Source organism: Brevibacillus sp. DP1.3A (assembly GCF_013284245.2).
Lineage (GTDB): Bacteria > Bacillota > Bacilli > Brevibacillales > Brevibacillaceae > Brevibacillus.
In genome coordinates, this window is sequence record NZ_CP085876.1 from 4,650,159 (window position 1) to 4,663,946 (window position 13,788).

15 protein-coding genes are annotated in these 13,788 nt (G+C 48.5%); 2 read left to right on the forward strand and 13 right to left on the reverse strand.

The features are described 5' to 3' along the window. Nucleotides 1–183: 183 nt before the first annotated feature. On the reverse strand, nt 184–1,248 hold the full coding sequence (locus HP399_RS21275) for an HD-GYP domain-containing protein (protein WP_173618878.1): 1,065 nt from the start codon (nt 1,246–1,248) through the stop codon (nt 184–186). 217 nt (nt 1,249–1,465) lie between these two features. On the opposite strand from HP399_RS21275, the gene HP399_RS21280 reads away from it, so the two are divergent. Next, a complete protein-coding gene (locus HP399_RS21280; protein WP_173618879.1) occupies nt 1,466–1,957 on the forward strand; it encodes a Mov34/MPN/PAD-1 family protein in 492 nt (163 codons plus the stop codon). Here HP399_RS21280 and HP399_RS21285 read toward each other — a convergent pair. From HP399_RS21285 to HP399_RS21325, 9 genes are all read right to left on the reverse strand, one after another. After that, entirely contained in the window at nt 1,869–3,695 is a 1,827-nt protein-coding gene (locus HP399_RS21285) for a peptidoglycan D,D-transpeptidase FtsI family protein (protein ID WP_173618880.1), read from the reverse strand. The genes HP399_RS21280 and HP399_RS21285 overlap by 89 nt on opposite strands. A 106-nt stretch (nt 3,696–3,801) precedes the next feature. Continuing rightward, nucleotides 3,802–4,446: a uridine kinase gene (udk, locus tag HP399_RS21290; protein ID WP_173618881.1), complete on the reverse strand. Its 645-nt coding sequence runs from the start codon at nt 4,444–4,446 to the stop codon at nt 3,802–3,804. 51 nt (nt 4,447–4,497) lie between these two features. Further along, nucleotides 4,498–5,133, reverse strand: coding sequence for an O-methyltransferase (locus HP399_RS21295; RefSeq protein WP_173618882.1), 636 nt, complete (start codon nt 5,131–5,133; stop codon nt 4,498–4,500). Nucleotides 5,134–5,240: 107 nt separating this feature from the next. Further along, nucleotides 5,241–6,341 carry an endolytic transglycosylase MltG gene (mltG, locus tag HP399_RS21300; RefSeq protein ID WP_173618883.1) on the reverse strand — a complete coding sequence of 367 codons (1,101 nt, stop codon included), beginning with the start codon at nt 6,339–6,341 and terminating at the stop codon, nt 5,241–5,243. A 147-nt stretch (nt 6,342–6,488) separates the two neighbouring features. Next, the gene (locus tag HP399_RS21305) at nt 6,489–6,779 is read right to left on the reverse strand and encodes a DUF1292 domain-containing protein (RefSeq protein ID WP_007727932.1); all 291 of its coding nucleotides are present in this window, start codon (nt 6,777–6,779) and stop codon (nt 6,489–6,491) included. A gap of 5 nt (nt 6,780–6,784) precedes the next feature. After that, nucleotides 6,785–7,201, reverse strand: coding sequence for a Holliday junction resolvase RuvX (ruvX, locus tag HP399_RS21310; protein WP_064200790.1), 417 nt, complete (start codon nt 7,199–7,201; stop codon nt 6,785–6,787). 9 nt (nt 7,202–7,210) lie between these two features. Further along, the gene (locus HP399_RS21315; RefSeq protein ID WP_007727936.1) at nt 7,211–7,471 is read right to left on the reverse strand and encodes an IreB family regulatory phosphoprotein; all 261 of its coding nucleotides are present in this window, start codon (nt 7,469–7,471) and stop codon (nt 7,211–7,213) included. A gap of 110 nt (nt 7,472–7,581) precedes the next feature. After that, entirely contained in the window at nt 7,582–10,230 is a 2,649-nt protein-coding gene (gene alaS / locus HP399_RS21320; protein WP_173618884.1) for an alanine--tRNA ligase, read from the reverse strand. A gap of 313 nt (nt 10,231–10,543) precedes the next feature. Further along, complete coding sequence (locus HP399_RS21325; RefSeq protein WP_173618885.1) at nt 10,544–11,608, reverse strand: AI-2E family transporter; 1,065 nt, start codon at nt 11,606–11,608, stop codon at nt 10,544–10,546. Nucleotides 11,609–11,987: 379 nt separating this feature from the next. On the opposite strand from HP399_RS21325, the gene HP399_RS21330 reads away from it, so the two are divergent. Further along, a complete protein-coding gene (locus HP399_RS21330) occupies nt 11,988–12,674 on the forward strand; it encodes a TerC family protein (protein WP_007717619.1) in 687 nt (228 codons plus the stop codon). A gap of 116 nt (nt 12,675–12,790) precedes the next feature. On the opposite strand, the gene HP399_RS21335 is transcribed toward HP399_RS21330, so the two are convergent. From HP399_RS21335 to HP399_RS21345, 3 genes are read right to left on the reverse strand one after another with little or no spacing between them, the layout of a single operon-like run. Then, nucleotides 12,791–12,985: a hypothetical protein gene (locus HP399_RS21335; RefSeq protein ID WP_228088569.1), complete on the reverse strand. Its 195-nt coding sequence runs from the start codon at nt 12,983–12,985 to the stop codon at nt 12,791–12,793. A 27-nt stretch (nt 12,986–13,012) separates the two neighbouring features. Then, nucleotides 13,013–13,219 (reverse strand): hypothetical protein, encoded by a 207-nt coding sequence (locus HP399_RS21340; protein WP_007717618.1) that lies wholly within the window; start codon nt 13,217–13,219, stop codon nt 13,013–13,015. 34 nt (nt 13,220–13,253) lie between these two features. Further along, complete coding sequence (locus HP399_RS21345) at nt 13,254–13,733, reverse strand: PRC-barrel domain-containing protein (protein WP_173618886.1); 480 nt, start codon at nt 13,731–13,733, stop codon at nt 13,254–13,256. Nucleotides 13,734–13,788 lie beyond the last annotated feature (55 nt).

Below are 13,788 nucleotides of genomic sequence, written 5' to 3' on the forward strand. Positions count from 1 at the left end.
CCTCCTTGCGTTTCGAGCATTCGCACGACACGACTCTTTTTGATTCTTTGTCTATCATGCACACTTTCATTGTGTCACAATCTGCCAAGCGGATCGAGCTTTCCGACGATCGTTCACAGATCAGCAACAATGAAACCGCTCTCATTTTCCAAGAGCGGTTTCACCTTTTTCGCGTTGCCTTTCCTACCCAATCATTTTTTCAATCGTCAGCTTGCGATCATGCCGCAAATCGAGGAATTCACCCTTTCTTCGTACCAACGGGCGCATTGGTTCATCCTGATGGATAAGAATCACTTCGACTTCTTCCCCGCTGCTCAACCTCGCCTTCGCGCCTACGTACAGCAAGGCAATGTAGCGGACAAACTGTGCAACGATCTCAACGTTCAATATTCCATTACAGGCTTCCTTCCACAGGAGCTGTGCCGCCTCGAATGGGGACGTTCTCCCTTTGTACACTCGATCAGAACAGATCGCATCAAACATGTCGGCAACGGCGAGCACCTGACATTCGATCGGAATGCTCTCGCCTATTCTTTGCTCCGGATAGCCAGATCCGTCGAGTCGCTCGTGATGAAGCAAGGCACACAATGCCAACAACTCAGACCCACCCTTCATCTCACGGATCATTTCATAGCCGTAGACGGTATGCTTCTTCATGATCGCAAATTCCTCTTCACTTAGCTTGCCTGGCTTAAGCAATATTTCCTTGGGTACCCTCATTTTTCCAATATCATGCAAAAATCCCGCTGTCCCCATGAATGCTACTCGCTCTTCATCCCATTTCATCAAGCGAGCAATGAGCGAACAGAGAATGCCTACATTTAATGAATGTCGGTATGTATAGCTGTCTGCCCCTTCTAGTACGTACAAGTTCCGGAACAAACCCAAATGCTTCGTCGATTTTTCTGCTACCTCATAAAAGATGTTGGAAAAATGATCAAGGCTCGGTGCCACACCAACTGTCAGTCCATCGAAGAGTAGTCTCGTTTTGTCGAGAGCTTGTACATAAGCAGCAACGGTCTCAGAATCTGCCTCTAGTTGGAATAGTTGAGAAGTAACTTCCTCACCGGTTCCCTCCGTCAGACTCTGTATAATGTCAACCTCACGGACTCGTTGCTTTTGCAATAGGATCACATGGGCAGGCGTGATCGTCGTGTTTTGTCCCAGCAGCAAAATGCCTTGTTCGGTGTACAAATCAGCCGCTAAAACTTGTCCAATCAGTGAGAGATCAACAGGTGCCAAAGGCATACAATCAACCTTTCCAGTCTCCGTCTTTTTAGAGGTTGTTCAAAAAGCCGACTTTTTGAACTCACACTTTTACTCAAATTATAGAAAGGAAGAAGGTGAGTTACAATCTTTTTTTCGACAATTCATAACTTTGCTGGACGCCGGGACATTTCATAATTCGCATACATATGATATCAAGCAAATGTCAGTGGTTTTATCAAGGAGGGACGAACGTCTCATGACGACGCTGTACATCACACCAAAAGCGTGGAAACAGATTGAGCAAGCCGTACGAAAAAAACCCTCGCTGGAAACAGGAGGGGTCATGATGGGATACCCACTTGGTGAGGATAGATGGGTCGTTACGTATGCAAGTGAACCAGGCCCAAATGCGATTCACCAGCCACATTCTATTTTTTTCGATGACACGCATCTCAATAAGCTCGTCCGCAAATTAAGCAGACATCGACAATGGAAATACATTGGTGATTGGCATAGCCATACGGTAAAACGTCTTTCTCCCAGCAAAGGTGACAAGAGAACCATTTGGGCAAAAGCGTCGCAATCCATGTACATGTCCTCCTCTCCCCTCATGCTGATCGTCGGGCTAAGTAAAAACAATCAAATTAACGCAAGAGGATTCATCCTCGGAAATACTCTTCGCGAGGTTGGGAAGATTGAGCTGTATGATCGGCAAGCTCAGCAACAGCTCGGTGAAAAAGCTCCATAGCCTGGTTTTTTCCCCAGCTCGGCTGATTTTCTGCCACGACACAAATGGCGTAACGCGGCTCTTCTAACGGGGCGTACCCGAGAAACCACAGGTGGTTGTTTCCATTCGCATCCCCGATTTGCGCAGTTCCGCTCTTACCTGCCACCTGCCAAGCGGAATTCATGAGCATCTTTCCTGTTCCCTCTGTGACGACTTTGCGCATCATTTTTCGCAATTTATTGGCTGTGACGTAGTCAATTCCGTCCAAAGAGAGCTCCTGCTCGGGGAATGTATGGAACGACTGACCATTTCGGTATGCGATCTCTTTTACCAGCCTTACTTGAGAGCTTTGACCGCCACGCAAAATCGTTACCATCATGTTGGCCGCTTGCAAAGGGGATATTCGTACATCCCGCTGACCGATGGCGCTTTGAATCAGGACACCTTCATCGTCGCGGGATACTCCCTCTGCAAAGACTCTACCCGGCTCTTCACCATCCAGCTGCTTGAAGTTTTTCAGTTTATACAGATTGGGCGTAACATGCCCCACTTGAGTGGTCAAGCCCAGCTTTTTTGCATATTCCTCCAACTTTTCTCCGCCCACCATCTTGGCGATATGGGCAATCGCAATGTTGCAGGACTGGGCATACGCTTCTTCCAGTGTCACACTGCCGTGACCTTCTTTTTTCCAGCAGGAGAATTGGTACTTCCCGTACTCCCCTGTACATGTGAAACGGTCAATTGGTGAAACGATTCCTTCTGCCAAGGCTGCTGCTGCTACCACTGTTTTATAGACAGAACCTGGCGGGAGTTGTTTGAATGCGCGATTCTTCCAGTCGCTTGCGTTTCCCGTGACATTCGTTTGATCATAGGTAGGGCGGCTCACAGCTGCAAGAACATCGGCTGTTTGTACGTCCAAAACGACGATACTGCCCTCTTTTAACCCTACTTGATCGGCTGTTGCCTCCATGCTTCTTTGGAGTGCTGCATCCAAGGTAGTCGTTAATGACAACGGATAGTATTGATTCGACTGCTTCGTATAGCGAATATCCAACCCTCGGAGCGGTTGTCCGTGCCCATCTACATAATAGGACAAGACAGACGGCTCTACCCCCTGTAAAAATCGGTCAAAGCTTCGCTCCAGACCCGATGCTCCCAGCGTGCTCTCGGCATTCATTTTGCCGCTGGTCCATTCATCTGGATACAGCTTCTGCACCATGTCTGGATTTTTATGGATAAAACCAATCAGATGCTTGGCTACTTCATCCGCGCGGTATCGCTCTGTCACCGCCAATGCCACAACTCCTGGGATGGCAAGTGCATTAATTTCCTCAGCCTGCTTCTCGGTGAGCATCACCAGCTTGCCGGAATCCTCTCGCATGAGCAGCGGTACTTTTGCCTTTTCCATCGTCTCCGACAGCCGTTCCTTGGATTCTCCGGTTATGTGAGCCAATCGCTGCAAGCCATCTGTACCTTGCAGGCTCCCACGCGCCAACGGGAACAAAATCAAGGCGAGATGCTCTTCTCCGGTAAAGGCATACCCATTTCGATCCACGATATCGCCACGCCCGCTATGCAGCACGATGCTTTGCTGTCTTTGCTTTACTGATGCCTTTACCAAATCAACGCCATGCCGAGAAAATCGATGGGGCGATCCGAGTTGAATCCACCACAAACGCGCGACCAAACCGAGCCATAACAACGACATGGACAGCAATACAAGAAAGTGACGTCTTTTGATTCGTCGATCCAGCTGCATCGAATTCCCTCCCTGGCTTTTTTCACCAGTATTGCCGGAATGTACGCGACAGAAACAACGAACAAAGAAAAAAGCACACCGTATGTCACGGTGCGCTTTTAGGTGTTTATGATTGATTGGCGAATTGTTGCTTCTCCAATAAAATATTGCTGATCTTCGTGGACAACAGATCCAATGCTACTCGGTTGTAGCCGCCCTCTGGCATGATGACGTCTGCATATCGCTTGGTCGGCTCAATAAACTGCAAATGCATCGGTCGAACGACGTTTAGGTACTGTGACACCACAGAATCGAGGGAACGACCGCGCTCTTCGATGTCACGTACGATTCGGCGTACAATACGCACGTCCGCATCGGTATCGACGAATACCTTGATATCCATCAAATCACGAATCCGCTCATCCTCTAGAATTAGCATTCCTTCCAGAATGATGACATCCTTCGGGTCGACCTGGATTTGCTCCGGCTTGCGGTTGTGCTCCTTGAAGTCGTAGATCGGTTTTTGGATCGCTTTTCCTTGCATCAGCTCTTGCAAATGCGCAAGCAACAAATCATTGTCAAAAGCGAAGGGATGGTCGTAGTTCGTCAACGCCCGCTCTTCTGGGCTCAAATGACTTTGATCCTTGTAGTAGGAATCCTGCTCAATCATCGTTACACTGTCATTTTGGAACTGGCGGTACAGCTCCTTTGCTACAGTCGTTTTTCCAGAACCACTGCCTCCCGCTACCCCAATCAATACGGGGTTACCCATGCTTCATGTCCCCTTCCTCATGATGCTTTACACATGTACGACCCTATGTTTTTACTTCTTTTTCATACTGATGGCCAACCCGTCTCCGACCGGAATAAATGTCGTTTCTAAATCAGGCCGCTCCATCAGATGTGAATTATAAGAAAGCAGCTTGTCCACCATCGGGCGCTGGCGCTTGCCCGCTTCTTCAGGGGTCGCCACCAGTCCTCGGAACAGGACGTTGTCGCTGATTACCAAACCGCCTTCACGAAGAAGCGGTAGATACAAATCGAGGAATACTCGATACTGACCTTTGGCTGCATCGATAAACAAGCAGTCAAATTGATACGACTCCGGCAGCCCTAAAGTGGCGTCACGTGAGAGTATTTCCACACGCTCTGCACATCCTGCTTCTTTTATATTTTCCCGTGCTCTCACCAATCGATCTTCATCTATGTCCATCGTGACAATTCGCGCTTCCGGTGCAGCTTCTGCAAGCCAAATGGTGGAATAGCCAATTGCGGTACCCACTTCAAGAATCGCTTTGGGACGATGCAGCAATAACAACATCCGCATGACTTGAGCGGACGGGAGCTGCACAATCGGAATGTTTTCCTCTGCCGCCTCCTGCTCCAGTCGCTTGAGCAGCGGAGAACGCTCGGGAACCAGGCTTGACACGTAGTCGTCAATTGCCGGATTGGTAATCATGATTTCACTCCTCTTTCGTTACAACCGAATTATTATAGCACACCTTGAGAAAGCTTGGCTACGTCAAGCGTTGTTGATCGCATGCAAAAAAAAAAGAGGAAACTTGGTTAGTTTCCCCTGCTTTTCTTATCGTTTGCTTCATGCTCTTGCAGTGTTTTGGAAAAGTAATGCTCGGACGTTCCATCTTTTTTCGTCACGTAGAAAAAGTAATCGTGTTTCGCCGGATTGACGACTGCTTCAAGTGAAGCTCTGCCTGGGCTGGCAATCGGCCCCGGTGGCAATCCAGGATTTGTGTACGTGTTGTACGGGCTTTTTACTTTTAGGTCCTCGAAGGTCAGACGGTCTCGTTGTTTGCCGAGAACAAATTGGACGGTAGCATCAGCCTGCAACGGCCACTTATCGCGAATCCGATTGTAGTACACGCCTGCTACAAGCGGACGCTCCTTGTCTACTGTTACTTCACGCTCAACGATCGATGCGAGATTAACCGCTTTATCCAGTGTTAAATCGTGCTGCTTCAGCTGCTCTGTCCACTCTGGCTTCCATTCCTTTTGGAATTGAGCCAGCATACGCGAGACGACATCATGTGCCGTAGCGTCTTTGTCTACCTCATATGTTTCCGGGAATAGATACCCTTCCAGACGGTGTTTTCGGTCTGCATGCTTCGGAATGGCTGCGACAAAAGGATAGTCGGGGAATGCACCTTCATTTACTTCTTTTAAGAATGCCGCTTTCTCTACAATGCCTTCTTTATCGAGATGATCTGCGATCTGTTCGACATTCCATCCTTCTGGGATCGTAAATCGGTTCGCGTTGATCACCGTGTTTCCTTCCACCATGGCAGTTAGTATCTCGTCAATGGCTTGGCCGGTCGTAAATTGGTATTCTCCCGCCTTAAGATCAGGGGCCACGCCTTTATACTTCACGTAGTAATTAAATACATCGGCATTTCGGATCAGGCCTTGTTCTTCCAGTAATCGACCGATTTTTTGTACGGATGAACCGGACGGAATCGCCACGTTTTTCACCGTCTGTTCACCTGCAACCGGCTGTAATTGCTGGTACACGTACCACGCTGCTCCCCCCGCAGCCAAAATAATCAACAACAATAAGGCAACCAGCCACATCACAATTCGTCCGCCGCGTCTGCGTCGATGCGTCATAGGGCGGCCAGGGTTAAAATCAGGCTTCGCTGACATTGGTTTCAAGCTAGAAATCCTCCCTTTAGGGTCTCTTTATCTCCATCCCATTCATTATACAAGAGGCTTATCCAACTGTCACTTCATGGGTGATTTTGGCGAAAAAAGTCATAAAAAAAGAGCCCGCCAGTTGCGGACCCTTTTCTCACGAATCTATTAAATTCCGTCTTTCTCCAAATCAGCAATCAAAGTTTCGAAGGTAGCTTCTACTTGCTCCCACTCTTCATCATCTTCGATTGGCATGAGCATATCTGTACCATCATAACGCAGGAAGTGAACCTCGTACTCTTCTTCCTCTTCCTGATCTACTGGTACGAGCACCAAATAGCTGCGGTCTTCAATGTCAAAAATGTACATGATACGAAAATCTCGCGGTTCCTCGGTACCTTCTTCCGTTAGCGCGATCACATCGCCCACTTCGAACTCTTCCATCATCTCTTCACTCATTGTGGTCACCTCGATTTCGCGTCCATATATCCTTGGAGGATTAAAGTGGCCGCCATTTTATCTATCACTGTCTTTCGCTTTTGACGGCTGACATCAGCAGAGATCAGCATACGCTCTGCCGCCATCGTCGTCAAGCGTTCGTCCCACATGTGGACAGGAAGAGACGTGCGTTCCTCCAAAAGCTTGCCAAATGCTTGGCACATTTCAGCACGCGGGCCTATAGTTCCGTTCATGTTTTTGGGCAAACCAACGACGAAAGCCCCAATTTGATACTGCGAAACTAATTCGCTCAGGCGGGCAAAATCCTTTTCCTTGGATTGTCGCTTGATGGTCTCTACTCCTTGCGCAGTCCATCCCAGCTCATCGCTGACAGCCACTCCAATCGTCTTGTCGCCTACATCCAACCCCATCAATCGTGTCATCGTTAAGGTCTACTTGCGCTCTGACAAGTAAACGGTCACCAACTCTTCTATGATTTTGTCCCGTTCCAATTTGCCGATCAGGCTCCGCGCGTTGTTGTGGCGTGGGATAAACGCCGGGTCGCCAGAAAGCAAGTAACCTACGATCTGGGTGATCGGGTTGTATCCTTTTTCCTGCAGGGCTTTGTACACCTCTGTCAATGTTTCTTGCACATCCGCCGCATTCGCTTCCTTGGGCACCGTGAATTTCATGGTATTATCCAACGAACTCACAATCAACACCTCGATTTCCTTTGAGACTCTTTTGATTACCTACTCTTTTTTGTATTCGACTCGGATTTCGTTTACTCCTGTCGATTATACAAATTTCTCGTGCAATCGCACTATTTCGCTACTGCTTGACTCTTCACGAAGTCAACCACTGCATCCAGTGCTTCTTGCAGCTTGGATGGATCCTTACCACCGGCTTGTGCCATATCAGGACGTCCACCACCGCCGCCACCGCAACGAGTTGCGACTTCTTTGATGATCTTGCCAGCGTGAATGCCTTGATCCATGAGATCTTTGGTTACACCTGCAACGAGGTTCACCTTGTCGCCATCGACCGCACCCAACACAATGACAGCGGAGCCGAGTTTGTTTTTCAGCTCATCTACCATGCCGCGCAGGTTGTCCATATCGACAGCGGAAACACGTGCAGCGAGTACATTCATGCCGTCTACTTGTTGGAGTTTATCCGTCAACGACGCTGCCTCGATGTTCCCCAGTTTTGCACGCAGGGACTCGTTTTCGCGCTGTACTTCTTTCAATTGTTGTTGCAGACCTTCTACACGTGCAGGTGCTTCTGCCAGTACCGGTGCTTTGAGTGCTTGCGCCACTTCTTTGAGCGTAGTGAACTGCTGGTTCAAGAACTGGTAAGCGCCGCGTCCTGTTACTGCTTCGATCCGGCGTGTACCTGCACCGATACCGCTCTCGCTAACCAGCTTGAACAGACCGATTTCAGCGGTATTGTTCACATGGCATCCGCCGCACAGCTCCAGGCTGTACTCGCCCACTTTTACAACGCGTACAACGTCGCCGTATTTTTCACCGAACAACGCCATCGCGCCCATCGCTTTTGCTTCAGCCAATGCTTTGTTGGAAATCTCGACACTCAGGTTTGCCCACACTTTTTCATTCACGATGGCTTCGATACGCTCCAGCTCTTCTGGAGTAATGGAGCTAATGTGAGTGAAGTCAAAGCGGAGACGCTCCGGTGCTACCAAGGAACCTGCCTGATTGACATGCGTTCCCAGGACATCCTTGAGTGCTTGATGCAGCAAGTGAGTCGCTGTATGGTTTTGGGTGATAGCCAGACGTGCTTCACGGTTCACTTCCGCGCGAACCTCATCGCCTTTGCGCAGGGTACCTGCTTCGACGATGACGGAATGTACATTTTGACCCATTGGTCCTTTTTGTACATCTGTCACACGTGCTTTCACGATATCAGAAATCAGGAAACCTTCGTCATTGATCTGACCGCCGCTTTCTGCATAGAAAGGAGTTTGGCTCAGAACGATTTGTACAGTTTGACCTTCTTCTGCTTCTTCTACCAGCTGGTTGTCCAAAATAATCGCTTCAACTTTACCTGTTGCTACCAATTCAGTATAACCAACAAATTGGCTCGTAACCGTCAAATCAGACAATGGACCACCTTGGATTTGCATGCTGTCTACATCTTGACGTGCTGCACGTGCGCGCTCACGCTGTTCTTCCATCGCTTGATCAAAGCCATCGCGATCGACCGTCAGCCCTTGCTCGTCTGCGAAGTCTTCTGTCAAGTCAACAGGGAATCCGTACGTATCGTACATTTTGAAGACATCTTGACCAGACAGTTGTGTCTTTCCGCTTTCTTTTGCTGCCTTTACCATGTCAGACAGGATCGCCAGACCGTCGTTCAGTGTCTCGTGGAAACGCTCTTCCTCGGCACGAATAACTTTTTCGATAAACGCACGCTTTTGGACAACCTCTGGGTAGAATTCGCCCATCATCGTGCCTACTGTCTCAGTCAAGCTGTACAAGAATGGCTTCTCCACGCCCAGCTTTTTCCCCATACGTACGGCACGGCGAAGCAGACGGCGAATGACATAGCCACGTCCTTCATTGGATGGAAGCGCACCGTCACCGATCGCAAACACAACCGTACGTGCATGGTCAGCGATAACCTTCAATGCTACATCCATCTCAGGGCTTGTTTTATACTTCACTCCGGAGATTTCTGTGGTCTTTTCGATCAGCGGGAACAGCAAGTCTGTCTCAAAGTTGTTGTCTACGCCTTGGATGACAGACGCCATGCGCTCAAGACCCATCCCCGTATCAATGTTCTTCTTAGGCAGCGGCGTGTAGGTACCGTCTGGATTGTGGTTGAACTGGGAGAATACCAGGTTCCATACTTCCAGGTAACGCTCGTTCTCCCCACCTGGGTACAGCTCAGGGTCGCTCGGGTCGTTTCCGAACGCTTCTCCACGGTCATAGAAAATCTCCGTGTTCGGTCCGCTCGGGCCTTCTCCGATATCCCAGAAGTTGCCCTCCAGTCGGATGATTCGCTCTTCTGGAACACCGATTTTCTTGCTCCACAGCTCAAATGCCTCTTCGTCCTCTGGGTGAATGGTAACGGAAAGCAATTCTGGATCAAAGCCCATCCATTTTGGGCTCGTCAAAAACTCCCATGCCCATTCAATCGCTTCTTCCTTGAAGTACTCACCGATAGAGAAGTTACCCAACATTTCAAAAAAGGTATGATGGCGAGCAGTACGTCCCACATTTTCAATATCGTTCGTACGAATAGACTTTTGTGAGTTCGTGATGCGCGGGTTGTCCGGGATGATTCGGCCGTCAAAATATTTCTTGAGAGTCGCCACACCACTGTTGATCCACAGAAGGGAAGGATCGTCGATTGGAACCAATGGAGCGCTAGGCTCAATGCGATGTCCTTTTTCTACAAAAAAGTCGAGGAACATCTGGCGGATTTGATTGCCTGTCAGTTTCTTCATCTACATTCTCCTCATCTAAAAATAAAAAAAGTCCCCATCCCCTCAGGGACGAGAACTGATTTTCTCGCGGTACCACCCTGCTTACAGGCTCGCTACACGTATCTGAGCCAAGGCCTGTCGCTTAAGTGGCGTCTAACGGTGCCAAGCCGCCGGGTTTTGCCCGGTCTTAGGAGTAGCCTTCTGCTGCTCTTCTTTTGGTCGCCCTCTCAACCATGGAGCGTCCTCTCTGTAAAAGGTCTGCAACATACTCGTTCCCTCATTGATTTCACATAAATCACTTTGTCCATATTATAAATATTTTACCTGATCACTGTCAACTTTCATGCATCATGACAGCGATTCGGCTGACGATCACTTTGCAAACGGCAAGAATCGGGACAGCAACGATAAGCCCGATGATCCCCCCTACAGTCTCCCCTACCAGCAGTGCCAAGATGATGAGAAGCGGGTGCAAATGCAAAGAACGACCAACGATGTTTGGGGACAAAATGTTCCCTTCCACGATTTGAATGATGAGATTGACAACGAGAACGAGTAATAGTGTCTTGGTGGAAATCGTAATCGCGATCACAACTGCCGGTGCCGCCCCAATCAATGGTCCGATGTACGGAATGATGTTGGTGAGACATACGAATGCAGCCAATACAAAAGGATACGGCATGCCGATCCACCAGTAGCCCAAGTATGCGAAAACGCCTACGATCAGGGCGACAATCATTTGTCCATGTATGTATTTCCCCAAGGATTCATTAATATCACGCAGGACGATCAGCACTTGCTTCCGATAAGCCTTTGGAACAATCGACATCCCCGTCTCATGCAATTGCTTCATATCCTTCAAAAAGTAAAAAGCGATAAACGGCACAATAGCAAAAGCGAACAGTTTTCCCATCGAATGCCGAGCATTATCCACGATTTTCGATACAGAATGAGACATTCCCTCATTCGACTGGATGATCACCCGGTCCACACCCTTCGAGATGCTATCCGGCAAGAAATACTTTCGTGCCTCCCACTCACTCATCCATGTATAGTACCAATCCATCAGGCGGGGAATATCGTCTGACAGCTCCACCAATTGTTTCGTAAAAACAGGGATGGCGTTAATGATCGCAATAGTAATCACCAGTACAAATGAGCCATAAATGAGCAGGACTGCCATTAAGCGCGGAACTCTTCTTTGTTCTAGCAATTGCACGACCGGATGGAGCAAGTAAGCGATGACGAGTCCCAATATGACGGGAACGAGTACTTCTTTTATGAGCGAAAACAACTGTGACAGGACTGGTCGGAGCAGCCAAAGTAGATTGCCAATGACCAATAGTGCGATGAGCCAAACAGCAGCAGCAAATAGACGACTTCGCCGAAGTTCATCCACGTTCCCCAACTCCTCCCTATTTGCATACATCTTTTTTAGCTTGTCTCATTCACATTAATTTCATGTAACCTATTGACACACAATTTCGTGTTCAGTAGTATGTAATTACAAGAGGATATCTCCAAAGGGGAGTAGCTTTTTCGCAACATAGTCGTCATTACGGGATTTTTCCCCGGCTATGTTGGCAACATTTTCGTAAATGTTGTAAGCAAGACCTTTGCCGACCAGGTAATAGGTCTATTTTTGTTTTTTCAATGACCTTTTCCTGTCCCGGGAAAGGTCGTTTTCTTTTTCGCCCCTTTACACACACTATAGGAGGTATCAAGAAAACGGCCAGCGGATTATTCGCTTCCAAAATGGATTAGGAGGAGGAAGAGAAATGGATTTATTGTTAAGCCCTGAGTTTTGGACCGCATTACTTTCTATCGTTATCATCGACCTGGTGCTGGCCGGGGACAATGCCCTCGTCATCGGGATGGCGGCTCGTAACCTGCCTGCTCATCAGCAAAAGAAAGCTATCATCTGGGGAACGGTTGGTGCCATTGTCATTCGTGCATTGGCGACACTCGCTGTCGTTTGGTTACTGAAAATTCCTGGTCTGCTGCTTGTAGGTGGTTTGATTCTCATTTGGATCGCCCTCAAGTTGTTGATTCAAGATAATGGTCATGAGAATATGAAGGCAAGTGGATCACTTGGAGCAGCGATTTGGACGATTATCGTAGCCGACACAGTAATGGGCTTGGATAACGTTATCGCGGTTGCTGGTGCAGCACATGGTGATTTCCTTCTGGTAGTTATCGGTTTGATCATCAGTGTTCCGATCATGGTATGGGGTAGCACATTGATCTTGAAGCTGATCGAGAAATATCCGATTGTTATCTATATCGGTTCTGCCGTATTGGCGTATACCGCTGCGAGCATGGTAACAAGTGAGAAGTTCCTCACACCATTCTTTGCCGCTTACCCTTGGGTCAAATGGGTATTCATCGTAGCTGTTGTGGTTGGTGTCTTGTTGATCGGACGCATGAAAAGCCAACAGCAAAAACGTTTGGCAGAACAATCTTAATGCAAAGCAAGGCTCCGTCGTTTCCGCGACGGAGCTTTTTCATGTATGTCGAAAAAAAAGCACCCGAACACAGTGTATGTTCGGGTGTTTATTTATGTTCCACTTCACATTTTTTGTTAACGAGTAACGGCACGCATCAGCTTGCGACCTGATTTCCACATACGCGTTACATCACGCATGGAGAAGGGCAACTGATTCCAATTCAATGAAAACCGACTGCGACGTCGCGGAGCCATCCAATAGCCAATGATCGCCACAATTCCGCTTGTGGCTAGAACCCGCAACAGGCCTCGAATGAACAAGCGTGCCACCTCCATTGGTTTTGCCGCTCAAATCCACTACATATTCAAGTGAGCGGTTACTGTCTGATCCTCAATAAACAGATCGTTGAGCGAATGCAAAGATCCATCTTCCTCAACTTGGTAGACAGAAGCGATCTGCTCATTGGAAACGCTCATTTCTATAAAGCAGTTCCAGCAATAGTATTGATTGGTTCCAATCTTTCCTACGTCTTTGGAACTGCAATTCGGGCATATGACACGCATCACGCTTTTCCTCCCTTTCACGCCTGGCCACGAACTAGTCCGGCACGATCAGGTTTTCTTCCCCGATGATAACGGATGCTGGTGCAGGGAGGCGCTTTCGTCCTTCCGTAATATCTGCAAGCCAGCCATTCGATAGTTCGTACCCTACAAGTTTCTCCCAGTTGGCTGAAAAGTAAACGTCTTCCAGCCTCCCCAAACACTCTCCGGATGCGGTTATCACCGCTTTTCCTTTTAACTTCATCTTTCCCGTCACAATGCCGACAGGCTCAAGTCCGGCGAGATTAGGTAAGGGCGTGATCGCGTCTTTTCCCGATACGGTAAGGCAGGACTCCCCGACCGCATGAATATGTTCGGTAGGAATATAGGTACCTGATTGGAACCAGCCCTGTTCGCTCAGCAAGACTCCTCGTACATGCCAAGTGGAGTCGCAAAGAATGTCACGCACGGTTCCAATCGTCTCCCCTGTTTGTAGGCAAACAACTGGCAATCCGACTGCATCCATTGCCTTGCGCATGTGGGACATCCCCCTTCCGCCTTGTTAGTATCAGGCGAAATGGACACGTCCATTC